This is a genomic window from Corynebacterium nuruki S6-4, assembly GCF_007970465.1.
GTDB lineage: Bacteria > Actinomycetota > Actinomycetes > Mycobacteriales > Mycobacteriaceae > Corynebacterium > Corynebacterium nuruki.
This window is the reverse complement of sequence record NZ_CP042429.1, coordinates 286,918-312,195: the sequence shown is the minus strand read 5'-3', so window position 1 is coordinate 312,195 and position 25,278 is coordinate 286,918. Positions and strand designations below refer to the sequence as shown.

Sequence of the window (25,278 nt, the reverse complement as noted above, 5' to 3'; positions counted from 1 at the left end):
CACCAGGACGGGAACTACACCTAGAAGGGCCGGGCATCCCCGTCGTCCGGAACGACCGCGGCGGCATCCTCCACTGGGATCCCGGCTTTCCCGGTGTCCCCCGCCTTCGCCGCTGTCCCCGCCTTCGCCGCTTTCGTTGCCTTCGTTGCCTTCGCTGCCTGCTCTGCGTCCCTCACCTTCTCCGCCTTCCTGCGCGCCGCCCGCTCCGCCCGTTTCCTCGCCCGGGTATCCGCCGCCTTCTTCGCGCGAGCCGCCGCCTCCAGCCGGTCCCGGTCGGCCTGCTCGGCCTGCTCTGCCATCTCCTGCCCCTGCTCGCGGTAACGCTCCAGATCCTCGGCCGCGTCATCGAGCGCCCGGTCGACGGCCTCACGCAGCCGGTGGATGGTCACCGTCGGGCGGGGCACCGTGGTCTGTTCCCCACCCGGACTGCTCAGCCGGTGCGGGATGTCCCGCAACCAGTCGAGCAGCACCCGCTCGACATGCTCGTCGAGGAAGCTGCTGCGGCCGTTCTCCGGATCCGGCAGCCGGTAGACCATGCTCCCGCTGAATGGGTCACGGCGGACCGGATCGGCGGAGTACCCGTCCCACGCATCGTCGTGGTAGCCCTCGTCGTCCCACGTCGGCTCCGGCTCCCCCGCCTCCCGCGCCTGTTCCCGCAGCTCCTCGCGGCGTGCCCGCTCCGCCGCCCGGTTCTCGCGGGCGATGATCTGACTATCGACCTCGGCGCGCACACAAGGGTGGCGGTCCATCCGCCGCCACAGGGCATCGAAGTGGTCGACGGTCATCCGGCCGTCGTCCAGCGCGGCAGAGAACAGGACCGGCATCCGCCACGACATCTCCGTGGTGTGCCGGACACGGGCGACATAGGCGGCACCGCGGCCGCGGGTGGCGTTCTCCACGGCGGTCCGTTCCACCGCCGACCGCCCGCCGGCGAAGGCGTCCGCCAGCCGGAGTTCCGCCCGGTTGAGCGGGTAGACGGTCAGTTCCTCGATCGCCGGATGTCCGACGGGTTCGGTGTACAGCATGGTGGGTCCCCTCCAGGATGTGTGTCCCCGGCCCCCGGGGTTCCGGTGGCCTTCCCTGCCGGAGACTACGTGGCCCCCGCCCCGGCACCGGATGTCCCGACGGCGAAAGCCCAGGAGCCTGTGGACAACCGGACCCCTGTGGACAACATTGCCCGGCTACTCCCCCAGCACCCCGAGATCCTGCCGGTCCAGGTCCCCGCGGGCCCGTGCCGCCTCGATGAGGTCCGGACGCTGCCGCGCGGTCCGCAGCAACGCCTGGTCCCGCCGCCACCGGTCCACCTTCCCGTGGTCCCCGGAGGTGAGGACCCCGGGGACCTCGAGGTCGCGCCATACCCGCGGTTTCGTGTACGCCGGGCCTTCCAGCAGACCGTCCTGGAAGGAGTCCTCCTCGTGACTGCGCCGGTTGCCGAGCACCCCGGGGATCAGCCGCACGACGGCCTCCGCCATGACGAGAACCGCGACCTCCCCGCCGATGAGGACGTAGTCGCCGAGCGAGACCTCCTCGACGCGGTACCGCTGTGCCGCGTCGTCGAAGACCCGCTGGTCGATGCCCTCGTACCTGCCGCAGGCGAAGACCAGCCGGTCCTCGCAGGACCAGCGCTGTGCGGTGTCCTGGGTGAACGGTGCCCCGCCCGGGGTCGGGACGACGAGGACCGGACGCCGGTCACCGTCGGACGCCGTGGCGGCGTCCTCTCCCCGCTCCTGCGCGGCCACCTGTTCCGGAACATTCGCGGGGACGTGCGGCAGCGCGGAATCCAGTACACCGTCGGCGGCGGCCGGCCCGGTGAGCGCGACGACGTCGTCGAGGGCGGGGCCCCACACCTCCGGTTTCATGACCATGCCGGGGCCACCGCCGAAGGGGGTGTCGTCGACGGACTTGTGCACGTCGTGGGCCCAGTCCCGCAGATTGTGCACCCCGACCTCGAGGATGCCGCGTTCGATGGCGCGCCCCAGCAGGGCGTGCCGCAGCGGGTCGAGGTACTCGGGGAAGATGGTGACGACATCCAGACGCATGGGCACGGATGTTACCCGGTCACAGCTCGAGCAACCCCTCCGGTGGGGTGATGACGAGTGCCCCGTTGTCCAGGTCCACGATCGGCACGATCGCGTGGCGGAACGGGATGAGGACGGTGCGCCCGTCCACGGCCACCTCGAGCAGGGTGCCGGCCGGACCGTGGGTCACGCCGGTGACCTCACCGATGTCGACCGGTTCGGGCTGTGCACCCTCGTAGGCACGGGCGGACGCCGTCGCCGCATCCACCGGCCCGCAGTCGAGCACGTGGAGGCCTTCGAGTTCGTGGTCGTAGTAGCCGTCGTCGTCGGCGTCGAACACCGGCGGCGCGAAGAACTTCAGACCCCGCATGGACTCGGCCGCGGTCCGGTCGGGGACCTCGTCGAAGGTGATGAGCAGCCGCCCCTGGTGGGGGCGCACCGAGGCCACCGTGAGGCTGAGCTCACGGCCACCCCGGCCGCCACGGCCCCCCTGTCGTCCGGTCAGCACCGTTCCGACGGCGAACCGGGCGTCCGGATCATCTGTCGTGGGGTCCACGACAATCTCACCACGCACCCCGTGCGGTTTGATGACCCGGCCGATCTGCAGTTCTGTCATGCAGTCCAGATTAAATGACGCCCTGGGCGATCATCGCATCGGCGACCTTCTTGAACCCGGCGATGTTCGCACCGACGACGAAGTCCCGCGGGACGTCGTAGTCCTCGGCGGTCCTCGCCGCGTTCTTGAAGATGTTGCGCATGATGTCGCGCAGCCGCTTGTCGGTGTATTCGAAGGTCCAGGAGTCCCGCGAGGCGTTCTGCTGCATCTCCAGGGCGGAGGTCGCCACACCGCCGGCGTTGGCGGCCTTGCCCGGGGCGAAGTCGATCTTCCGCTTCTTGAACACCTGGATCGCGTCGTGGGTGCAGGGCATGTTCGCACCCTCGGCGACGTACTTCACGCCGTGGTCGGCCAGCAGCTTCGCCGCCTCGCCGTCGAGCTCGTTCTGGGTGGCACACGGCAGCGCGACGTCCGCCTCGGTCTCCCAGATGTTGCCGCCCTTGTGGAAGGTGGCGCCGTTGGTCTCCTTGACGTAGTCGGAGACCCGCAGCCGACGCACCTCCTTGATGTCGCGGAGCAGTTCGACATCGACCCCGTCAGGGGTGGAGACGTAGCCGGAGGAATCCGAGAACGCGACGACGGTGGCGCCGAGCTCCTGGGCCTTCTCGATGGCGTAGATGGCGACGTTGCCGGACCCGGAGATGATGACCTTCGCCCCGTGGAGACGGTCACCGCGGGAGGCCATCATCTCCTGGGTGAAGTACACGCAGCCGTATCCGGTGGCCTCGGTACGGACCAGGGAACCACCCCAGGTCAGGCCCTTGCCGGTGAGCGTGCCGGAGACGTGGCGGCCGGTCATGCGCCGGTACTGGCCGAACAGGTAGCCGATCTCGCGGCCGCCGACGCCGATGTCACCGGCGGGGACGTCGACCTTGTCGCCGATGTGGCGCTCCAGCTCGGTCATGAAGGACTGGCAGAAGCGCATGATCTCCATGTCCGACTTGCCCTTCGGGTCGAAGTCGGAGCCGCCCTTGCCGCCGCCGATGGGCAGGCCGGTCAGCGAGTTCTTGAAGATCTGCTCGAAGCCGAGGAACTTGATGATGCCCAGGTTCACCGACGGGTGGAAGCGCAGACCCCCCTTGTACGGGCCGAGGACGGAGTTGAACTGGACCCGGAAACCCCGGTTGACCTGGACCTGGCCCTGGTCGTCGATCCACGGCACGCGGAAGATGATCTGCCGCTCGGGCTCGGTGAGCCGCTGGATGAGTCCGTTGTCTGCGTAATGGGGGTCCTTCCGCAGCACGTACCGGAGGCTGGCGAGCACCTCCGACACCGCCTGGTGGAACTCCGGCTCCCCCGCATTGCGCTGGAGAATCTGCTCGTAAAAGCCCTTGACTGTGGAATCGACGTCCATCGTGCTCCCTTCGGTAGGCATGGGGACCGCAGACCAGCGGTCCCGTTGGCCGGCGTGTGCGCCCCGGTGGCCGATGGAGACCACGTAACGCGGGCGAAACACGCAACCTCGCACAGTTTACCGGTGAGATACCTTGGTCGAAATACAACGGTAATCTTCACGATGATCTTTTACATCGTGTTAACACGGCGGGGGTGGTCGGGTCCAGCCTCCGGGTGCGCGTCGGCAGGGTGGATTGTCCCGGCCCGGCCACCCGGCCGACAGACACCTGGCACCGGATACACGGAACCCCGCCGCCGCACCGGTGAAGGTGCGGTGGCGGGGTCGGTTCCGCGCGGGCGGCGCCGGGAGCGCCGGGAAAACGCTGTTACTCAGCGGACTCCTCGGCCGGGGCCTCAGCCTCGGCAGCCTCGGCGGCGGCAGCAGCCTCAGCCTCAGCAGCGGCCTTGGCCTCGGCGTCCGCCTTGGCCTTCTTCTTCTTCTTCTCGGTGATGGCCTCGGCGGTCGGGCCGTTGGCGGCCTCGGCGAGGGCCTCGTTGAAGATGTCCAGCTTGGAGCGCTTCTCCGGCTGGGCCTTCAGGGTGCCCTCGGCGCCCGGCAGACCCTTGAACTTCTGCCAGTCACCGGTGACCTTCAGCAGGGCGAGGACCGGCTCGGTCGGCTGGGCGCCGACGGACAGCCAGTGCTGAGCGCGCTCGGAGTCGATCTTGATGACGGAGGGCTCAGCCTTCGGCTCGTACGTGCCGATGTTCTCGATCACGTTGCCGGAACGGCGGGTGCGGGCGTCGGCGATGACGACGCGGTAGTGCGGGGTACGGATCTTGCCCAGACGCTGGAGCTTGATCTTGACGGCCATGATGGTCCTCTTCCTGTAGACGGTCACCGGGCAGTGCGGACACCCGCTGCCCCACCTGTGACGGTGACGCACCGGGCCGGTTCAACCCTTGGATTTATCCTGCGCGTGACCACCGGCCGACCGGGGTCGGGGACGGTGTTACGCAGACCGTCCCACAGTACCCCTACTTCTTTCCTTTACCGAAATCGAGCTTGCTGAGGTCCACGTTCTCGAACCCCGGGGGCATCTGTCCCTGCAGGGCGGACAGGTCGGGGGTGCCGCCACCGGCACCCGGCATACCGGGCATCCCCGGCATTCCGCCCATGCCCGGCATACCGGGCATCCCCTGTCCGCCACGCTGGCCGCCGCCCTTCTTGGCGGGCTTGCGCTTGCCGTTCTTGCCCTTGCGGCCCTTCGGCTTCTTCTTCGTCGCGCTGCGGCCACCGCCGCCCATCCCGAACTGGCCGGCCATCTTGCCCATCATCTTCTTCGCCTCGAAGAAACGGTTCACCAGCTGGTTGACGTCCGAGACCTCCACGCCGGAACCGGTGGCGATACGTCGGCGGCGGGACGCGTTGAGGATGTTCGGGTCGGTGCGCTCCGCCGGGGTCATACCGCGGATGATCGCCTGAATCCGGTCGAGCTGCTTCTCGTCGACCTGGTCGGCCATCTGACTCATCTGCTTGCCGCCCGGCAGCATCTTGAGGATGCCGCCCAGCGGGCCCATCTTCCGGATCATGAGCATCTGCTCGAGGAAGTCCTCGAGGGTCAGCTCACCCCGTGCCATCCGCATCGCCGAATCCTCGGCCTGCTTCTGGTCCATGACCTGTTCGGCCTGTTCGATGAGGGTGAGCACGTCACCCATCCCGAGGATGCGGTCGGCCATGCGGTCGGGGTGGAAGACATCGAAGTCGTCGAGCTTCTCACCGGTGGAGGCGAACAGGATCGGCTTGCCGGTGACCTCACGGATCGACAGGGCGGCACCACCGCGGGCGTCACCGTCGAGCTTGGTGAGCACCACGCCGGTGAAGTCCACCCCGTCCCGGAAGGCCTCGGCGGTGGTGACGGCGTCCTGACCGATCATCGCGTCGATGACGAACAGGACCTCGTCGGGGTTGACCGCGTCGCGGATGTTCCGCGCCTGGGTCATCAGGTCCTCGTCGATGCCGAGGCGGCCGGCGGTGTCGATGATGACCACGTCGCGCTTGTCGTGGGTCGCCTGCTCGATACCGGCCTTCGCCACGGCGACCGGGTCGCCGTGGCTGGTGCCCATCTCGTGCTCGTGCGAATCCAGGGAGGTGCCCGGGTCCGGGGCGAACGTCGGGACGCCGGCGCGCTCGCCGACGATCTGCAGCTGCTGTACCGCGCCCGGACGCTGCAGGTCACAGGCGACGAGCAGCGGGGTGTGCCCCTGCTTCTCCAGGTGGTGGGCGAGCTTTCCGGCCAGGGTGGTCTTACCGGCACCCTGCAGGCCGGCGAGCATGATCACCGTCGGCGGGTTCTTCGCGAGGTTGAGGCGGCGGGTCTCGCCGCCGAGGATGTCCTTGAGCTCCTCGTCGACGATCTTGATGACCTGCTGCGCCGGGTTGAGGGCCTCGGAGACGATGACGCCGTTCGCCCGCTCCTTCACCCGCTTGATGAAGCCCCGCACGACCGGCAGGGAGACGTCGGCCTCCAGCAGCGCCAGACGGATCTCGCGCGCGGTGGCGTTGACGTCGGCCTCGGTGAGCCGGCCTTTGTCCCGCAGCCCCTTGAGGGCGCCGGTGAGACGGTCGGACAAGGACTCAAACACTGTGGAACTTCTCCCTGCGGGTTGAGGACGGCACGTGACCCCACCACACTACCCGGCGGGTCACGACCGGCACAGTCGGTGGGGCGGGGTTCGGCTGAGCCCATCCCTGCCCCCGCCCTGCGCCCACTCTGCCCCCGCCTCTCCCCTGCGCCGGCCGACCCTGCCGGGTCAGCCCATGGTGGGCGCCGCCGCGGCGTCCTGTTCCTCCTCGAGGGCGGTGAGCTCCCGCGCCTCGTCGTTGGCGTAGGCGGTCTCGGCGTGGAGCGTGGCATCGATACCGGCGACCTCGTCGTCACCGGAGATGCGCCAGCCCACCGTCTTCTTCAGGGCCATGCCGATGAGGAAGGTGACCACCGCGGTGTAGACCAGCGCGACGACCGCGATGACGACCTGGACGATGAAGAGCTTGAAGCCGGCGGTGCCGCCCCCGGTGAGCAGACCGTCGTCGGTGGCCAGCAGGCCGATCCCCACGGTGCCCCACAGGCCGGCGACCAGGTGGACGCCGACGACGTCGAGCGAGTCGTCGAACTTGAAGCGGTACTTCAGGCCCACACCGACCGCGGCGAGGGCACCGCCGACCGCGCCGAGGATGATCGCGGTGACCGGGGTGAGGTTCCCGGCGGCCGGGGTGACCGCGACCAGGCCGGCGACCACACCGGACGCCGCGCCGAGCGAGCTGACGTGCTTGTCACGCAGCTGTTCGACGAGCAGCCAGCCGAGCATCGCGGCACAGGTGGCGACGGTCGTGTTGAGCCACGCCAGGCCGGCGTCCCCGTTGGCGCCGAAGGCGGAGCCGCCGTTGAACCCGAACCAGCCGAACCACAGCAGCGCGGCACCGAGCATGACCAGCGGCAGGTTGTGGGGCCGGGTCTCGGTCTTCATGAACGAGCGGGAACGGCCGATGATCAGGGCGAGGATCAGGGCGGCCATACCGGCGTTGATGTGCACCACGGTGCCGCCGGCGAAGTCGATCGGGGCGATCGCCGCGATCTTCTCACCGTCCTCGGTGACGGTACCGAACAGTTTCGCGGCGATACCGTCGGCGGAATCGGAGAGGAAACCGCCGCCCCACACCATGTGCGCCAGCGGGAAGTAGGCGAGGGTGACCCACAGGCCGGCGAAGATCATCCAGGTGGAGAACTTCACGCGGTTGGCCAGCGACCCGGAGATGATCGCCACGGTGATCACGGCGAAGGTCAGCTGGAAGCCGATGTCGATGACGTTGGCGTAGCCGTTGGCGCCGGCGAGGTAGTTGCCGGCGGCGTCGGTCACCGAGTTCCGCAGGCCGAAGAACTGGAAGGGGTTGGCGAACCAGCCGGCCACGGATTCGGTGCCGTAGGACATCGACCAGCCCCACAGCACGTAGATCACGCCGACGAGTCCGAGTGTCCCGAAGGACATCATCATCATGTTGATCGCGGACTTCTGGCGGGACATGCCGCCGTAGAACAGGGCGAGTGCCGGGGTCATGAGCAGCACCAGTGCGGCGCTCATGAGCATCCAGGCGGAATCGCCGGTGGCCGAGGCCATCTCCTCAGGGGTCATTTCACTCTCTCCTTGCTGTCGTGCAGCGGATCGGTCTTGTCCCTGAGTAAACGTCCCCCGTGTTTCGTCTTTTCTCCCGCTCAGATTTCCGTGACATGAAAGAACCGCCCCGGGCGTTACGGGAATGTTTCCCGTCACGCCACAGGGCGGTCGCCGCGGCAGTCACCGTGCGTTCACGGTGCGCCGGTCAGCCGAGCAGTGCGTCCACGAAACTCTCGACCTCGAAGGGGGCGAGGTCGTCGGCCCCCTCCCCCAGTCCGACGAGCTTCACCGGGACGCCGAGCTCCTCCTGCACCTGGAAGACGATACCGCCCTTCGCGGTGCCGTCGAGCTTGGTGAGCACCACACCGGAGATGTCGACGACGTCGCGGAACGTCCGGGCCTGCATCAGGCCGTTCTGCCCCACCGTGGCGTCGAGCACGAGGAGGACCTCGTCGACCTTCGCCTTCTTCTCGACGACACGCTTGACCTTGCCGAGCTGGTCCATCAGACCGACGGAGGTGTGCAGTCGGCCGGCGGTGTCGACGAGGACGACGTCCACCCCGTCTTCCACGCCCCGGGCGACGGCGTCGAAGGCGACGGACGCCGGGTCCGCACCTTCCTTGCCGCGGACGGTCTCGGCCCCGACGCGGCGTCCCCAGGTCTCCAGCTGGTCCGCTGCGGCGGCACGGAAGGTGTCCGCCGCACCGAGCAGGACGCTGTGCCCCATGCCGACGAGCACCCGGGAGAGCTTGCCGGTGGTGGTGGTCTTGCCGGTGCCGTTGACACCCACGACCATGATCACCGCGGGCTTGCCGTCGTAGGGCATGGCGTGGATCGACCGGTCGAGTTCGGGGCGTCCGGCCTCGATGAGGCACTCGCGCAGCATGGCGCGGGCCTCGTCCTCGCTGGACACGCCGTGTTCCGCGATCCGGTCCCGGAGCTTCTCGACGACTGCCACGGTGGTCTTCGTGCCGAGGTCCGCCATGATCAGCGTGTCCTCGATCTCCTCCCAGGCGTCCTCGTCGAGGTCGCCGGCGGACAGGATACCGAGCACACCGCGCCCGATGACGTTCTGCGACTTCGACAGGTTGCCGCGCAGCCGTCCGAGCCGGCCCTCGACCGGGGCGATCTCGTCGCGCGGTGCGGGCTCCGGCTGGGGCTCGGGCTCCGGGGTGGGCTCGGGCTCGGGCTCGGGAACAGGTTCGACGACGGGTGCCGGAGTGACCTCCGGTGCTGCCTCGGTGGCCGGCTCCGCTGCCGGTTCCTCCGCAGCAGTGGTCTCGTGGGCCTCCTCCTCGGCAGATGCCGCTTCGGTCGCTTCCGTGGGCGCCTCTTCGGCAGCAGGTGCCTGCGTTTCCGCGGGCTCCGGCTCCTGCTCGGACTCCGGAGTGGGCTCCGGCTCGGGAGCCGCCTCGGGTTCCGGCGCCTGCTCAGGCTCAGGCTCAGGCTTCTGCTCCGGCTCCGGCTCGGGCTCGGGCTCGGGCTCGGGAACAGGCTCGGGGGCGGCCGGCTTCTCCTCCGGGGGCGTCACAGCCTCCGTCACCGGTTCCGGCTCCGGGGTCTTGCCCTCCGCGATCTTCTGGGCCTCGTCCGCCAGCCCCGTCGCGGTCCCGGCACTGAAGTTGAATCCGCCCTTCGCCTCGTAGTTTCCGGACGACGGCTTCTGCTGCTCGAGCTCGTCCTTCTTCTCGAACGAGATCTCCTTCGATTTCCCCCGGCGGATCCCGAGGACGATCAGCAGCGCGACGACAACGACGACTACGACCGCGGCAATAATGATCCAGTAAAGCGGCTCCATACCCCCCAGTGAATCAGATAACCCCGGACCAGGTGAGCGTCGACCGCGGATAAGCGGCTGCCGGACCCGGTCGACCGGGAGTCTCCGGAGGGGCGGAGCCAGACTCCGTGGCAGCGCATCTGTTCGGCTGGCAGGCCAAAACGTCGTTCACCACCGTGTCCGACGCCATTTTGGCCTGCCACACAGACAGATCCGCTGCCTCCGGATGCGACGCCCGGCAGCCGGCCCACCCGACCTGCTCCGGGACAGGCCGGAGCAGATCAGGGCAGACCAGGCCAGGCCGGAGCAGAGCAGGCCGGGGCAGATCGGGCGAGCACAGGGCAGACCAGGTCAAGACCAGGTCAGGGCCGGGGCAGGGCCGTCCATTCCACCCCTCAACGCCCGGCCCGGGCACTACCATCGGTGACGTGCTGGATTTCCTGGATTCCATTCCCCTGTACGGCACGGCGACGACCGTGGTCTGTGCCGTCCTCGGCGTCCTCGCCGTCGTGGTCCTGGTCCTCGCCCTGCCGAAGGACCGCAGAACGCGGATCCTCGTCCTCGCCAGCGGACTGACCGTGCTCGTCAGCGTGGTCGCACTGGTCGTCGTCCTTGTCGTCCTGTCGGTACCGCTCAGTGAGATACCGGTGGGCACCATGGTCGGTGTCGTCCTGATCCTCTGGTGCCTGTTCCTGGGCGTCGTGGACCTGGCCTCCCACCTCGACCGGCTGTCCACCTCCTGGCGACGGGTGTGGCTGACCGTGCCGGTCGCGGTCGCCGTCATCGTGGGGCTGGTGACGGTCAACGGCTCCTACCGGATCTACCCGGACATCGGGTCCCTGACCCCCGACGAGCCCTACACCAAGGTCCACGCCGACCAGATCCCCGACGCCGTCGGTGCCGACGGGACAGTCGCGGTCCGCGACTGGAATCCGCCGCGGACCAGCCGGGGCATGCCGGATGTCGGCACCCGGTTCTCCGCGACGATCCCGGCCCCCGCCTCGGGGTTCCAGGCCCGGCCGGCACAGATCTATCTGCCGCCGGCCTGGTTCACCGTGCCGCGCCCCCGGCTCCCCGTCGTCGTCCTCATGCCCGGCATCCCCGGGTCACCCGACCAGTGGTTCGATGAGGGACAGGCTGCCGAAGTGTCCCAGGACTACCAGAAGAATCACCACGGCCTCTCCCCCATCGTCGCGGTCGTCGACGCCACCGGTGCGACCTGGAACAACCCGGTGTGCACCGATTCCCCCCGCGGGAAGGTCCGCACCTACCTCGACCAGGACGTCCCGGCCTGGCTGACCGACCGGCTCGACGCCGACCCGGACCGCGCCCACTGGGCGATCGGCGGTCTCTCCTACGGCGGCACCTGTGCCCTGCAGGTCGGCGCCAACTCGCCCCGCGGCTACGGTACGGTGCTGGACTTCTCGGGGGAACGCACCCCGGTCAACGACGCGGGCGACCATGCCGCGACGGTCCGGGACTTCTTCGGCGGGTCGGAGGACGCCTTCCGGGCGGCCAACCCGGAGGATCTCTTCAAGGCCCACGCCGACGACGGTCGCTACCGCCATCTGCGGATCTGGTTCGTCGCCGGACATTCCGACCAGGGCGCGGTCCGAGATCTCTCCGCCCTGGCCCAGCTGGCGACCGCGGCCGGCGCCGATGTCACGGTGCGCAAGGTCCCCGGCGGCCATGACTTCGGGACCTGGCGGACCGCGCTGAAGGAGGCCTTCCCCACCGTCGCCGAGCAGGGCGGGCTGTGACGACCGTGACGACCGTGACAACCGTGACAACGGCGACGACCGTGACGGCCCGCCCCCTCCCCCACAGCCGGGTCACCGGGTGGTGGGGAATGCCAGGACGTCGCGGATGCTGCCACCGACGATGAGCATGATCAACCGGTCGATGCCGATACCCATACCGCCGGTCGGCGGCATACCGAATTCCAGGGCACGCAGGAAGTCCTCGTCGACCTCCATCGCCTCCGGGTCCCCGCCGGCGGCGAGCAGCGACTGCGCCTCGAGCCGTTCCCGCTGCAGCAGCGGATCCGTCAGCTCGGTGTAGGCGGTACCGAGCTCGGTCCCCCAGGCGACCAGGTCCCACCGTTCGACGACACCGGCGATGGAACGGTGCGGTCGGGTGAGCGGGGATGTCGAGACCGGGAAGTCCGCGTAGAAGGTCGGGGTGGTCGTCCGGTCCTCCACGTAGTCGCCGTACAGCTCCTCGACGAGGTAGCCGTGGTCCCACTCGGTCCGGTAGTCGAATCCGATGATGTCGGCGATGGCGCGCAGCTCCTCGACCGGGGTGGACGGCGTCAGCTGCCACCCGGGTTCGGGGGTCCGGCCCCGGGCGGTGAGTTCCCCGGTCAGGGCATCGGTGAGCGCACCGTACACGCTGACGACGGGCCAGTCCCCCGAGATGTCCACGAGGTCGCCGTCCGGACCGACGACCTTCGGACTGCCGTGGACGGCGGCCGCGGCAGCCTGGATGAGCCGCCGGGTCAGGTCCATCATGTCCCGGTAGTCGGAGTGGGTCCGGTAGGCCTCCAGCACCGTGAACTCGGGGTTGTGGGTCGCGTCCACTCCCTCGTTGCGGAAGTCCCGGCCGAGTTCGTACACCCGGTCAAGCCCGCCGCACAGCAGCCGCTTGAGGTACAGCTCGGGGGCGATGCGCAGGTAGAGGTCCATGTTGTAGGCGTTCGACCTGGTGAGGAACGGTCGGGCCGCCGCGCCACCGTGGGTCTTCTGCAGGATCGGGGTCTCGACCTCGAGGTAGCCGTCGCCGCCGAGTTCGCTGCGGATCGCCCCGAGGACCGCACCCCGGGCCCGCAGGCGTCGGCTCAGCTCCGGGTTGACGGTCATGTCGAGGTGGCGGTTGCGCAGCCGCGTCTCGGGGTCGGTGAGCCCGGACCGGGTGTCCGGCAGGGGGTGCAGTGCCTTGGCTTCGACGGTGACCGTGTCGGCGAGGACCGAGGGGGTGCCGGTGCGCGAGGTCCCGACGGTCCCGGTGACCTGGACCAGGTCGGCGAGGTCGAGGTCGCGCAGTCCGGCGAGTGAGGCCGGCCGGTCGCGTTCCAGCAGGATCTGGCACCGGCCGGTGAGGTCCTGCAGGTCGAGGAAGACCACACCGCCGAAACGGCGGCGTCCCATGACCCGGCCGGCGACGGTGACGGTGGTTCCGGGGCCGGCGCTCCGGTCGCTGATGTCCCCGCAGCCCGCGGTGGGGGCGGTGGTGACCGGCCAGGGTTCGGTCCCGGCGTCCCGCATCCGCTGTGCGGTGGCGATCCGCACCGCGACCTGCTCGGGCACCCGCCGCGCCGGCCGTGGCGGGTTGGCGGTCTCCTCCTGCCAGACCGGGACGAGGTCGAGGGCCCGGCGCACCGCCGGCGACGGGTCGGGGTCCCGGTGCGGGCGACGGGCGGTCAGCTGGCGCAGTCCCGGCAGGGTGGACAGGTCGGGCATGAACCCCTCGGCCATCCCGGACGCCACGGCGACCCGCAGCACCGAGGCGCTCTCGCCGTAGCAGATGAACCGCGGGACCCACTGCGGGTTGTACTTCTCGTTCGACCGGTAGAGGGCCTCCATCTGCCACCACCGGGAGAAGAAGACGAGGATGCGCCGGGTCAGCCGGGTCAGCGGGTTGACGCCGATCTGGTTCTCGGTGGCGAAGATGCTGCGGAAGACGGCGAAGTTCAGCGACACCCGCCGCGGTTCGATCGTGCTGCCGGTCGTGGTCGCCTGGCCGAGGACGAGGTCGACGACCATCGTCTCGACGGTGCCGTTGGGTGCGGCGGGGCTGCGGCGCATGAGGTCGAGCGACAGTCCGTCGGTCCCCCACGGCACCAGGGAGAGTTCGGCGACGACCTCGTCGTCGAGCAGCGCCTCGACGAGGACGCAGTCGCCGTCCCCGGGGTCACCGAGGCGTCCCAGTGCCATGGAGAAACCGCGCTCGTCGGTGGTGTCCCGCCAGAGGTTGGCGCGTTCTTCGGCGAGCCGGAGCTCGTCGTCGGTGAGGTCGCGGTGGCGGCGGGCCCGCACGGTGATCCCGGCCCGTCGGGCGCGGGCGACCGCCTGCCGCAGCGCCCGGAACTCCGGGGCGGACAGGTGCAGGTCGTCGGCGTTGAGCACCGCCTCATCGCCGAGGTGCAGGGCGGTGAGGCCGTGCCGGCCGTAGGCGGCGGCGCCGGTCTCCGAGGCACCCATCACCGCGGTGGTCCAGCCGTAGGACGCCGCCATGGCCGTCCACGCCGAGATCGCCTCATCCCAGACCCCGGGGTCACCGAGCGGGTCGGCGGAGGCCAGGCACACCCCGTTCTCGACCCGGTAGGTCACCGCGGACCGGCCGTCGGGGGCGAAGATGACGGACTTGTCGTGACGGAGGGCGAAGTAGGCCAACGAGTCGGTCGTGTTGTAGCGCGCCGTCATGGCACGGAGGATCTCCTCCTCGGTGGCGGTCAGCGCGTTGCGGTCGCTGCGGGACCGCAGGAGCGTCATCGCGCCGGCGATGACAGCGAGTGCGGAGATGACCGAGACGATGAGGCGGATGATGCCCGAGGGTCCGCTGCCGGCGAGGTTGTGGTCGGTGACCGCCACCCCCACCGCATGGTCGACCACCCACCACCACCGGTCGGCGCCGTGGAGGCCGCCGGGCCAGAGCGCGACGAGTACCGCACCGACCACGCCGGCGCAGACGACGCCGGCGAGCCAGGCGCCGATACCCCGCAGGACCGCCCCCCGGCGGGTCCGGGCGCGGAAGCTGCGTCCGGCGGCGAGCAGGACGATGAGCAGCAGGAGTTCGACGACGCAGCCGATGATGAACAGGATCCAGCGGTCCCCGTAGAGTTCCCGGAGGTTCCCGGTGACCACCGCCGGCAGGCTGCTGTCCTCGAGCGCCGACATGTCGTCGGAGCCGCCGTTGCCGAGCACGTAGGCCAGGAGTCCGAGGTTGGCGAGGTTGAGCAGCAGCAGGAGGCCGACGGAGATCACCCAGGCGGTCCGTTTCGCCGCGAGGAGTGCGCCGCCGAGGAAGACCAGGGCGACGCACCAGGCGAAGGACGCCGGAAGCGGGAGGACGAGCAGACCGAGATCGGTCCGCAGACCCCGGACACCGTGGTCGATGTAGCCGAGGATGACGAGGAGGACGCCCAGCAGGGCGTAGCTGCACAGCGCTATTCCGATGGCCCGGGGGACGCGGCCGACGGCCGGTGAGGTCGGGGATGGGGAGGTCATACCGTCAATCCTGCCCCAGTGCCGCCCCTGCGACAACGGAATCAAAAGTGGCGGACCGTCACTTTTCGCCGTGCCAGCCCCGCCCGCCCCGGGCAGCCCCGGCTGCCCGGGCGCCACGGGGTGACCGGCTAGTCGTCGGTCTCCGGTTCGTCGGGACCGAAGACGCCGAGCACCATGGCGTCGGCGGAGACGATGTCGCCGGTCACCAGGTCGGGGACCACGCGGGCGAGTTCCGCCCACCCGGGATAGGCGTCGCGCAGCTGGCCCAGCGACCCGAGCCGTCCGTGGGCGCGCAGCCGCGCGGCGAGGGCGAGGATCATGCTGATGACCGGGGCGAGCGCCCACCGGTTGGCGGCGGCGTCCGTGTCGACGTTGTCGAGCCGGTCGAAGCGCACACGCGCCGAGGTGTACAGCTGCCGGTTCGTCTGCTTGATGCGGCGCAGCAGGGACAGCGCGACGCGCAGCAGCTCCGGGTCGGCGAGCAGCTCATTGAGTTCGTCACGGTGGCGGAAGGCCTCGAACACCGCGATCAGCCGCGAGTTGCCCTCCGACAGGGCACCGGGCACGACCTGCGAGCCGGCGAAGAAGGCGCCGAGCACGGCCTCCTGCTGTTCCTCGGACAGGTGGGCGATCTGCACCGTCGTCGCGTCGATGCAGGAGGTCTCCAGGGTGGCGTCCCGGCCGGACTCCACCGTCTTCGACAGCTCCGGTCCGCCGATGCCGCTGAGCCGGCGGACGATGGCCCGACGCGCGGTGATCTCGTCGTCGGAGGTGGCGGCGAGCTCACCGAGGGTCTCCAGGGCCGCGATCCAGGCGATGCCGGTGACCGGCCTGCCCTCCTCGGCGACCATGGGGGCGTCCACCAGACCCGACAGGATGAACTGGGCGGGGCGGTCGGTCGACGGCACCAGGGACCGTGACATGGCGTGGAGGGACTCCCGCGGGTGGCGGCCGAGCGCGGCCCGCATCGCCTCCCCGGCGGCGGCCGTCGCCTTGCCCGACAGCCAGCCGGCGAGCACGTCCCACAGGGTGGTGAGCACGTCCGGATCATCCGGGGCTTCGTCGGACTCCCCGGCGATGAACGCGGACAGGCGCGTCCACGGGCCACCGTCGTCGGAGTGGGCGTACCCGGCGGCCTCGACGCGCAGGGCGGCGGGGCCGGGCGCGGCCGGCGGGTACAGCGGGCTGAACCGGTCCCGGTTGAACAGCTGGACGCTCAGCGGTCCGGCGTCGACGAGGTCCGCCGGGACGGCGGCGGTCTCCGACCCGCCGAAATCGACGGTCGCCGCAGACTGCCAGGGGGCGGTCAACGGCCAGATCCACACACCGCCGGCCGGGGCGGGCGTGATCGTCAGGACGCCGTCGGTGAGCTCGGCGGTGCGCTCGACGGCGGGCCGCAGGGTCGCGACCCGGACGCTGTGGCTGCGACCGTCCGCGACGAATTCGAGCTCACAGGAACCCTCCCGCAGCTGCGGGAGCAGTCCGGCCAGCGGGGACAGGGCGACCGACCAGGTGACGTCGTCGACGGTGCCGAGCCGCAGGGTCCGCAGCGGGGAGCCGTGCCGGTCGCGGACGACCAGCCGCGGCGATTCGACGGCCATGCCCGGGCGGATGCGGAACCGGGTGCGGGTGTCCAGGCCGCTGGCGGAGACGGTCACCGACTCGGTGCGCCACATCGGGTCCTCACCCTGGAGCATGAGCTGGTAGCGCAGCCGCGGCGGCTCGACGACCAGCGGAAGGGCATCGCCGGCGTCGGTCTCGGCGACGACCTGGACGGACTTCTCGGTCGGGGTCAGGTCCACCGACCGGGGGATGATGAGCGGCTTCTCACCGCCGTGGAAGGTCACGGTCACCGGCGACAGGCCGGCGGTCTTCGCCAGCCGCGGTGACTCTGGGGCCTCGACGTCGAGTCCCTCGACGACGGCGTACTCGTGGCGGAAGGACTCGCTGCGCGGGCCGCGCAGCCGCACGAGGTACTCGCCGACCCACGGGGTGTCGTAGGCCTCCGGGTCGAAGACCTCGAACATGCCGCCCTCGGCGGGGACCTCCAGCGGCTCCTCCTCGGTGACCTCCTCCCCGGTCTCGTCGGGGCCGGCCCAGGAGCTGACGGACAGGAACCAGATCTCCGGGGCGCCGGAGACCGTCGGCGGGAACACCGCCTGCAGGCTCTCGGCGTGGACCGGCAACCCGCCGAGGGAGCGCAGTCCGGCGACCGGCTCATCGGGCTCACGGAACCACACACGCTGCCGGGCGTCCACGCAGCGCAGCGTCCCCATCGCCGGCCGCGGGACGCCCGGGCGCTCGATGTACAGGGACGTGGCCGCCGCGAGGTCGAGGTCGCGGATGACCCAGCCGTCCCAGGTCTTCAGCGGTCGCTCGGAGACCACCGGGATCGTCGTGTCGTTGACCGGGTCGACCGCGGTCGAGTCCGCCGGGCAGACCACGAGGACCCGGGCGTGGTGCAGCGAGACCCGGTCGGTGAGTTCGGTGCCGCGGCGGGTGAACACGAGCACCGGGTCGTCCTCGTCGACACCGCTGAGCACCCAGGACTCGTCGTGGCTGAGGTCGCGGACGCCGATCTCCCGGACCGGGCGGCGCACCGGGATGTCGAGCACGCTGGTCACCGGCCGGGCGACGGAGGTCTCCCCCTCCACCGGATCGGCCGGGGTCTCGGCGACCCGGGTGCGGAAACCGGCGGGGCGTCCGGCCACGTCGATGTGCCAGCGCACCTCGGTCCGCCCCTCCTCCAGCGGGACGGCGGGCAGCCGCAGGACGGTGCGCTGCCGGGCGAGATCCAGGGCGAGCCGGGGCTGGTCCTCCCGGGTGCCGACGCCCACCCGGTGGCGGCGGGCGGTCGTGCCGGCGGGGCGCTCCCGCAGCTCCTCGAGGACGTCCTCGAGGATCAGCCGGGGCACGCGCAGGTCGCTGCCCGGGACCGTGCCGGCCCCCGCACCGGCGAGGCCGTGGCGCCAGTGGTCAGGGTGGCCGGCGGCGTAGCGCACGACGGTGACGACCGGGGCGATGAGGCGGGCCGCCAGGTCCGGCAGCACCGCGCACAGCGGGCCGGCCTGGACGGATTCGGCGGCGAGGACGCCGACGACCGCGGCGGCCTCGGCGGTCGCGTCCTGCGCCGCGGTGCCGTCGAGCCGGCGGGTGTCGATGAGTTCGATGAGCTCGGGGATCCAGTCACTGGCGAGCCCGATGTGGGCGAACAGGCGGCCGCGGTCACCGTCCGGCCCCGCCACCGCACTGTCCACCGGGTCGAGCCCGGCGGCGGTGAGCAGGCCGGCGTAGTGGTCGGCGTCCACCAGCGCGATGCGCTCCGGCGTGGGGGTCAGGCCGAGGCCGGACCAGAACTCGGCGGGCAGTTCGTCGACGACGTTGAGCCGGGCGGCGCGGAACAGCAGCGTCGTCGCGGTCAGGGCCGGGCAGGTCGCCAGCAGTGCGGCCTCGTCACCGCCCGCGGCGATCTGCCGGGACAGGAACGTCCCGTAGAACGTCGTGATCCGCTCGAGTTCGTCACCGGTGATGTCGAGGTCGACGAAGACCTCGACCTCACCGAGTCGACGGGCGAGGTCGACCTCGGTCCCGGAGGCCCACGCGAGGAGGGTGTCGGACAGGTCGGCGATGGGGGAAAGGGCAGGGCTGGCAGTGGGGCTCTGAGACGTCACGGTCGCCCATTCTAGGACGGGTCGGAGACCGCGGCCCCGGCGGGCGCCGGATGCATCCGCTGGGAGATCACACGGGTCACCCCGTCCCCGCGCATCGTCACGCCGTAGAGCACGTTCGCCACGTCCATGGTGGGCTTCTGGTGCGTGATGACGATGAGCTGACTGTCCTCCCGCAGCTCCTCGAACAGGGCGATGAGGCGGCGCAGGTTGACGTCGTCGAGGGCCGCCTCGACCTCGTCCATGACGTAGAACGGGCTGGGGCGGGCGCGGAAGATCGCGACGAGCAGCGCCAGGGCGGTCAACGACTTCTCCCCGCCGGACAGCAGTGACAGCCGCTTGACCTTCTTGCCCGGCGGACGCGCCTCCACCTCGATGCCGGTGGTGAGCATGTCGTCGGGGTCGGTGAGGAACAGGCGTCCGGCACCACCGGGGAACAGGGTGTCGAAGACGTGCGGGAACTCCTCCGCGACGTCGTGCCAGGCGTCGGTGAACAGCTGGAGGATCGTGGCGTCCACATCCTGGATGACGCCCTCGAGGTCGCCGCGGGCCCGCTCGACGTCGTCGAGCTGGGTCGACAGGAACTGGTAGCGCTCCTCCAGCGCCGCGTACTCCTCGAGCGCCAACGGGTTGACCTTGCCGAGGGACCGCAGCGACTTCTCCGCCGCCTTGAGCTCCTTGGCCGCGGCCTCCCGGTCGAAGTCCTCGCCGGGGGCCTCGGCGAGCAGCTGGGCGGCGGACATGCCCAGTTGCTCGGTCGCCTGTTCCAGCGCCTGCTCGATGCGCAGCTGCGCCTGACTGCGGGCGAGTTCGGCCTGGTGGGACTTGTCGGTGAGGTGGTTGAGGCGCAGGGTCAGGCTGTCGACCTTGTCCTTGCGCTGCGACAGGGCCGCCTGCCACTGCCGGTGGGCCTCGGCGGTGTGCTGCCGGGCCTCCTCCGACCGTGCCAGGGCGTCCCGGATCCGCAGTTCGACCCGGCGGGCCTGGGCGTGCACCACCTCGGCGCGTTCGCGGGCCCGGCGGCGGCGTTCGGCGGCCTGCTCGAACTGCGCGCGGGCGGCGGCCTCCTGCCGCGCCTGCCGGCGCAGTCCCTCGGCCCGGCCACGGTGACTGCCCGCACGTTCCTCGGCGGTGCGCAGCCCCAGCCGGGCCTCCATCTCCATGGCGCGGGCCTGGGTGAGGGCCTGGGCGGTGGCGTCCCGCTCGACGGTGGAGGGTTCGTCGCCGGTCTCCTCGGCGTCCACCCGCGACAGCCGGTCGTCGACCTCCGCGGCCTCGGCGATGAGTTTCTCGCGGCGCTGTTCGGCCTCGTCACGCTGCTCGGTGGCCCGCGCCAGCAGCCGGGCGGCCTGCTCCGCGGATTTCGAGGCGGCCTCGGCCCGCTGCCGGGCGGCCTGGAGCCGGGTGGCGTGGTCCCGCACGGCGGCCTTCGCCGAGGCGGCGGCGGTGCGCAGTTCCTCCGCGGCCTGTTCCGCACCGCGCAGGGTGGCCTGCAGGTCGGACAGTTCCGCCCGGCGTGCGTCGGTGGCCGCGGTGGTCTCGGCGATGCGGGTGTTCAGTTCGACCGGGGACGCCCCACCGGAGCCGGCGGCCACCCAGCCTGCCCCGCAGAGCACGCCGTCGCGGGTCACGGCGCGCAGCCGGGGGTCGTCGGTGACGGTACGGCGTGCCTCGTCGACCGAGTCGGCGGCGACGACGTCGACGAGCAGGGCGGTCAACGGTGCGGTGATGTCGGTGCCGGCGGTGATGTCGATGTGGTCGAGCAGCCAGTCGGTGGGCCCGGCCGTGTCCGGCCGGTCGAGCCGCCAGGAGGATCCGAACCGCCCGTCGCTGCCGGCGGTGCCGTCCATGAGCAGGGAGCGGCCCTGCGCCGCGGCGACGAGCGCCTCGACCACCCGGGCGTCGGTGGAGCCGACGAGTCCTTCCGGCAGCACCGCGGCGACGGCGGCCGCCCAGCCGTCCCGGACCGTCACCAGCCCGGCCAGCGGTTCCAGTTCGCCGAGACCGAGCTCCCGCGCCGTGGTCACCGCGATCTCGCCGCCGTCGGTGGGCCGCAGCCGGTCGGTCCAGGCGGCGACACTCGCCTCGTCCCGGGCGATGGTGCGCTCCAGGTCCCGCTCGGTCCCCCGCAGCTCGGCGACCCGGGCCTCCGCCCCCGCGGACTCCTCGGCCGCCCGGTCGGCGGCCTCCTGCAGTCCACCACCCTGCGCCTCGACCTCGTCGAGCTGTTCGAGTGCCCCGGGGTCGGACGCCTCCTCGAGGGCGCCGCGCTGGTCGACGAGGGCCTGTTCCAGCCGCTCCAGCTCATTGTCGGCCGCGGTCCGGCGCTGGGCCAGGGCGTCCTGCTGCGACAACAGCCGCACGATGCCCTCCCGCCGGTCGGCGACCGCCCGGACCTGGGCCATGTGCTCGTGTTCGGCCTCGCGGGCGGCCTCCGCCCGGTCCTCGACCTCCTCGCGGACCTGCTCGAGGCGTTCGGTGGCGATCTCGACCTCCTCGTCGAGGGCGGCCTGTTCCTCCTCCGCCTGCTCCGCACGCGCCTCGAGCTCGGCGGGGTCCTGCCCGGTCCATTCGGTGCCGACCCCGGAATCGGCGGCCCGGTCGGCGGCGATGCGCAGCGTGGCGGAGTTCTTCTCCGCCACCGTCGACAGCCGGTACCACAGGGATTTCGCCGCCTCGGCCTGCTCCAGGGCGGTGCGCAGTTCCTCCTCGGTGGCGGTGAGTTCCCCGGTGTGCTCCTCCAGGGCGTCCCGCAGTTCGGTGATCTCCTCGGCGAGGACGGTGGCCTGCCCGTCGGCGTCCTGCAGTTCCGCGGTCAGGCGGCTGACCTTGTCGGCGGTGAGCAGCAGCCGGTTGTTCCGGATCGTGGCCTGGACCTGCTCGGCGCGCTGTGCGGTCTCGGCCTGCCGGGCCAGCGGCTTGAGCTGCTTGCCCAGTTCGTCGGTGAGGTCGTGCAGCCGGTCGAGGTTGCCCTGCATCGACACGAGCTTGCGCTGCGCCTTCTCCCGGCGACGGCGGTGCTTCAGCACACCGGCCGCCTCCTCGATGTAGGCGCGGCGTTCCTCCGGCCGGGACTCGAGGATCTGGGCCAGCCGCCCCTGGCCGACGATGACGTGCATCTCCCGGCCGATGCCCGAGTCACTGAGGAGTTCCTGGATGTCCATCAGCCGGGCCTTCGCCCCGTTGATCTCGTATTCGGACGCCCCGTCGCGGAACATCCGCCGGGTGACGGACACCTCCGAGTACTCGATGGGCAGTGCGCCGTCGGAGTTGTCGATGGTCAGGGTGACTTCCGCACGACCGAGCGGTTTGCGGTCCCCGGCGCCGGCGAAGATGACGTCCTCCATCTTGCCGCCGCGCAGGGTCTTCGCCCCCTGCTCCCCCATCACCCAGGCGAGCGCGTCCACGACATTGGACTTGCCGGAGCCGTTGGGGCCGACGACGGCGCAGATCCCGGGTTCGAGCTTCAGCGTCGTCGCTGACGCGAAGGACTTGAAGCCCTTCAGGGTCAGGGACTTGAGGTACATGGGGTGGTCGGTGTCTTTCAGCTAGCGGGTATCAAAGCCACTGTACCCGCCGCGGGGGCCGGTGACGTCGTGCACCACCGTGTCCACCCGGCCCGGCGTGTCACCGGATTTCAGCCAGGCGAGCAGCCGGTCGGTCGCCGTCTCGGGCCCTTCGGCGACGACGAGGACGCGGCCGTCGGGGTAGTTCGAGGCGAAGCCGACCAGGCCGAGTTCCAGGGCCTTCTTCCGCGTCGACCACCGGAAGCCGACGCCCTGCACGTGCCCGTGCACCCAGGCGGTGAGGCGGGCGGGGAGGTCGGTGGTGTCGGCGGTGTCCATGCCGAAGATCCTAGTCGGCGGCCCGGTCACCGTCGCGGTGACAACGGATACACAAATCGGTCGGTCCGTGGCACGGATGTCCCGGATTGTGTATCAGACGTCACCGGTCACCGCAGATCCAGCCGCATGAGGACGCGCGGGAACCCGTTGAGCACCGAGGTCGTCTCCGAGGCGAGGGTGAACCCGGCCTCCTCGAACATGTGGCGGGTCCCGACGTAGGCCATCGTCAGGTCCACCCGCTCCCCCGCGTTGTCCACCGGATAGGCCTCGACCGCCGGTGCCCCGGATGCCCGCGCATGCTCCACCGCGCCGGCAATGAGCTGACGGGTGATCCCCTTCTTCCGGTACCCGGGGCGGACCCGCAGGCACCACAGCGACCACACGTCCAGGTCGTCGATGTGCGGGATCCGCCGGTTCACGGCGAAACTCGTCGCCGACCTGGGGTGCACCGCAGCCCACCCGACCGGTTCCCCGTCCAGGTAGGCGACCACCCCGGGCGGCGGATCCCCGGCACACAGTTCCCGGACCCGTTCACCGCGCTGCGGACCGCGCAGGGCGTTGTTCTCCTTGCTGCGCAGCCGGTAGCTCAGGCAGAAGCACACGTTGGCCGTCGGCGACTTCTTCGGGCCGACCAGCGTGGCGACGTCCTCGAAGACAGTGGCCGGACGTACCTCGATGTCCATGTGCCCCATCATCCCCCGAAGGGCCTGACCCACCTACCCCCGCAGGCTGACCGGGTCGGCTGCGTCGAAGGTCTCGTCCTTGTCGTCCCAGCACTCCACGTTCTTCAGTCCCGGGATCATCGACCGGCGGAACACCGGGTCGAGGCCCTGCTTCTTCTGGATCCGGTAGTTGCGCAGCAGTTTGAGCACCACCGGGCACAGCGGGACCAGCGCACAGAGGTTGAGCACCACCATGGTCGCCGCGCCGGTGTCCGCCAGCGCCCAGATCGCGGGCACGTCCACCAGGGCGCCGAGGAAGACGCACACCACCACCAGCGACCGGAACACCAGCATCACCACCGGGTTCTTCGTGAAGTACTCCACGTTGGACTGGGCGAGGTAGTAGTTGCCGATCACCGAGGAGAAGGCGAGGAAGAACAGGATCAGGGTCACCGCATGGATGCCCCAGTCGCCGACCTGCGAGGCGACCGAGTCCTGGGTGAGTTTCGCCCCCTCGACCTCGGTGCCGTAGGTCGGGTGCGACAGCAGGATGATGAAGGCGGTCACCGAGCACACGATGAGCGTGTCGAAGTACACGCCGAGGGTCTGGACCAGTCCCTGCTTGCACGGGTGGGACGCCGCCGCGGTGCCCGCGGCATTCGGTGCGGACCCCTGGCCGGCCTCATTGGAGAACAGGCCGCGGCGCATACCGTTCATGAACGCGGCACCGACCGTCGCCCCGGCGAATTCCCTGAGGCCGAACGCCCCGCCGACGATGTCGCCGATCACCCGGGGCAGGTCGGAGATGTTCATCCCGATGACCAGCAGGCCGAGCAGGATGTAGGCGATCGCCATGAACGGGACGAAGATCTGGGTGAACGAGGCGATCCGCTGCACACCACCGAAGACGATCATGGCGGTGAGCAGGGCGACGGCCACCCCGATGACGACCTTCAGGGCGGTGGCGTCGCTGCCGACCGAGGTACCGACGGAGCTGACGATGGAGTTGGTCTGCAGCGCGTTGTTGATGAAGCCGAAGGTGACGGTGATGACCACCCCGAAGATGACCGCGAGCCAGCGGGCGTTCAGGCCGCGGGTCATGTAGTAGGCGGGCCCGCCGCGGTAGGCGTTGCTGGTGTAGTCGCGGGTCTTGTACAGCTGTGCCAGCGTCGCCTCGATGAAGGCGGTCGCCCCGCCGAGGATGGCGATCATCCACATCCAGAACACCGCCCCGGGCCCGCCGAGGGTGATGGCGACCGCCACACCGGCGACGTTGCCGGTGCCGACGCGGGACGCCGCGGAGATCGTGAACGCCTTGAACGGGGAGATGCTCTTCTGCGGACCGGCTTCGGCGCGTCCGGCGGCGAGGATCTCGTCCTCCTCGTAGGGCTGTTCGGTGACGGCCCGGAACATGTGGGGCAGCAGGCGGAGCTGCACCACCACCGTCCGGACGCCGAAGTACACGCCGGCGGCCAGGAGGATCCAGACGACCACGCCCCAGTAACCGTCGTTCAGTGAAGTGATGAAGTCCGTCATGGCTGCTGAGGTTACCGCACCGGTGGTCAGGCCACTGCCCCGACGCGGCCGCGCACGTTAGGCTGGCTGCCATGCTCCGCCGTCTTCCCCTCCCGGTCCGCCGGATCGAGGAGCTGGGCATCGACCCCGCCGACCGCCGCAGCTGGCCGGCCACCGTCCCCGCCGTCCGTGACCTGCTCGACCACGGTCTCGACCTCTCCCCGGTGACCGTGCTCGTCGGCGAGAACGGTTCCGGCAAGTCCACCCTGGTCGAGGCGGTCGCGGAGGCCTACGGGCTCAATCCGGAAGGTGGTACGCACAATGCGGTGCATGTCACCGAGCGGACCGAGTCCGGGCTCGCCGACCACCTCAAGCTCATCCGTGCCGGCGGCGCGCCCCGCAAGGGTGTGTTCCTCCGTGCCGAGACGATGCACGGCCATTTCA

The 25,278-nt window shown here is 70.5% G+C and carries 16 protein-coding genes; 1 reads left to right on the top strand and 15 read right to left on the bottom strand.

Annotated features, from left to right (window positions below; translation table 11 throughout):
• Window positions 1–20: 20 nt before the first annotated feature.
• The 8 genes from FSW06_RS01410 to ftsY all read right to left on the bottom strand — a co-directional run bounded on the left by FSW06_RS01410 (window position 21) and on the right by ftsY (window position 9,940).
• Window positions 21–1,025, bottom strand: coding sequence for a hypothetical protein (locus FSW06_RS01410; protein WP_010119029.1), 1,005 nt, complete (start codon window positions 1,023–1,025; stop codon window positions 21–23).
• Window positions 1,026–1,181: 156 nt separating this feature from the next.
• Complete coding sequence (gene trmD / locus FSW06_RS01405; protein WP_010119030.1) at window positions 1,182–2,039, bottom strand: tRNA (guanosine(37)-N1)-methyltransferase TrmD; 858 nt, start codon at window positions 2,037–2,039, stop codon at window positions 1,182–1,184.
• A 19-nt stretch (window positions 2,040–2,058) separates the two neighbouring features.
• Window positions 2,059–2,634, bottom strand: a complete 576-nt coding sequence (rimM, locus tag FSW06_RS01400; RefSeq protein WP_010119031.1) for a ribosome maturation factor RimM — start codon at window positions 2,632–2,634, stop codon at window positions 2,059–2,061.
• A gap of 10 nt (window positions 2,635–2,644) precedes the next feature.
• Window positions 2,645–3,988 carry an NADP-specific glutamate dehydrogenase gene (gdhA, locus tag FSW06_RS01395; RefSeq protein ID WP_010119032.1) on the bottom strand — a complete coding sequence of 448 codons (1,344 nt, stop codon included), beginning with the start codon at window positions 3,986–3,988 and terminating at the stop codon, window positions 2,645–2,647.
• A 367-nt stretch (window positions 3,989–4,355) separates the two neighbouring features.
• A complete protein-coding gene (gene rpsP / locus FSW06_RS01390) occupies window positions 4,356–4,844 on the bottom strand; it encodes a 30S ribosomal protein S16 (RefSeq protein WP_010119033.1) in 489 nt (162 codons plus the stop codon).
• 163 nt (window positions 4,845–5,007) lie between these two features.
• Window positions 5,008–6,615 carry a signal recognition particle protein gene (ffh, locus tag FSW06_RS01385; protein WP_010119034.1) on the bottom strand — a complete coding sequence of 536 codons (1,608 nt, stop codon included), beginning with the start codon at window positions 6,613–6,615 and terminating at the stop codon, window positions 5,008–5,010.
• A 168-nt stretch (window positions 6,616–6,783) separates the two neighbouring features.
• Complete coding sequence (locus FSW06_RS01380; RefSeq protein WP_010119036.1) at window positions 6,784–8,160, bottom strand: ammonium transporter; 1,377 nt, start codon at window positions 8,158–8,160, stop codon at window positions 6,784–6,786.
• Window positions 8,161–8,347: 187 nt separating this feature from the next.
• Window positions 8,348–9,940: a signal recognition particle-docking protein FtsY gene (gene ftsY / locus FSW06_RS01375; protein ID WP_010119038.1), complete on the bottom strand. Its 1,593-nt coding sequence runs from the start codon at window positions 9,938–9,940 to the stop codon at window positions 8,348–8,350.
• 407 nt (window positions 9,941–10,347) lie between these two features.
• On the opposite strand from ftsY, the gene FSW06_RS01370 reads away from it, so the two are divergent.
• The gene (locus FSW06_RS01370; protein WP_010119039.1) at window positions 10,348–11,679 is read left to right on the top strand and encodes an alpha/beta hydrolase; all 1,332 of its coding nucleotides are present in this window, start codon (window positions 10,348–10,350) and stop codon (window positions 11,677–11,679) included.
• Between the two features lie 72 nt (window positions 11,680–11,751).
• Here FSW06_RS01370 and lysX read toward each other — a convergent pair whose 3' ends face one another.
• The 7 genes from lysX to FSW06_RS14410 form a co-directional block, all read right to left on the bottom strand.
• Window positions 11,752–15,144 carry a bifunctional lysylphosphatidylglycerol synthetase/lysine--tRNA ligase LysX gene (lysX, locus tag FSW06_RS01365; protein ID WP_010119040.1) on the bottom strand — a complete coding sequence of 1,131 codons (3,393 nt, stop codon included), beginning with the start codon at window positions 15,142–15,144 and terminating at the stop codon, window positions 11,752–11,754.
• 128 nt (window positions 15,145–15,272) lie between these two features.
• Window positions 15,273–18,815, bottom strand: coding sequence for a hypothetical protein (locus FSW06_RS01360; protein WP_010119041.1), 3,543 nt, complete (start codon window positions 18,813–18,815; stop codon window positions 15,273–15,275).
• Window positions 18,816–18,826: 11 nt separating this feature from the next.
• Complete coding sequence (gene smc, locus FSW06_RS01355; RefSeq protein WP_146881287.1) at window positions 18,827–22,339, bottom strand: chromosome segregation protein SMC; 3,513 nt, start codon at window positions 22,337–22,339, stop codon at window positions 18,827–18,829.
• A 21-nt stretch (window positions 22,340–22,360) separates the two neighbouring features.
• Window positions 22,361–22,657: an acylphosphatase gene (locus FSW06_RS01350; RefSeq protein ID WP_010119050.1), complete on the bottom strand. Its 297-nt coding sequence runs from the start codon at window positions 22,655–22,657 to the stop codon at window positions 22,361–22,363.
• A gap of 107 nt (window positions 22,658–22,764) precedes the next feature.
• Window positions 22,765–23,340, bottom strand: a complete 576-nt coding sequence (locus FSW06_RS01345; RefSeq protein WP_010119052.1) for a GNAT family N-acetyltransferase — start codon at window positions 23,338–23,340, stop codon at window positions 22,765–22,767.
• A gap of 33 nt (window positions 23,341–23,373) precedes the next feature.
• Window positions 23,374–24,855 (bottom strand): alanine/glycine:cation symporter family protein, encoded by a 1,482-nt coding sequence (locus FSW06_RS01340; protein WP_010119054.1) that lies wholly within the window; start codon window positions 24,853–24,855, stop codon window positions 23,374–23,376.
• 26 nt (window positions 24,856–24,881) lie between these two features.
• Window positions 24,882–25,274, bottom strand: coding sequence for a hypothetical protein (locus FSW06_RS14410; protein ID WP_029448916.1), 393 nt, complete (start codon window positions 25,272–25,274; stop codon window positions 24,882–24,884).
• Window positions 25,275–25,278 lie beyond the last annotated feature (4 nt).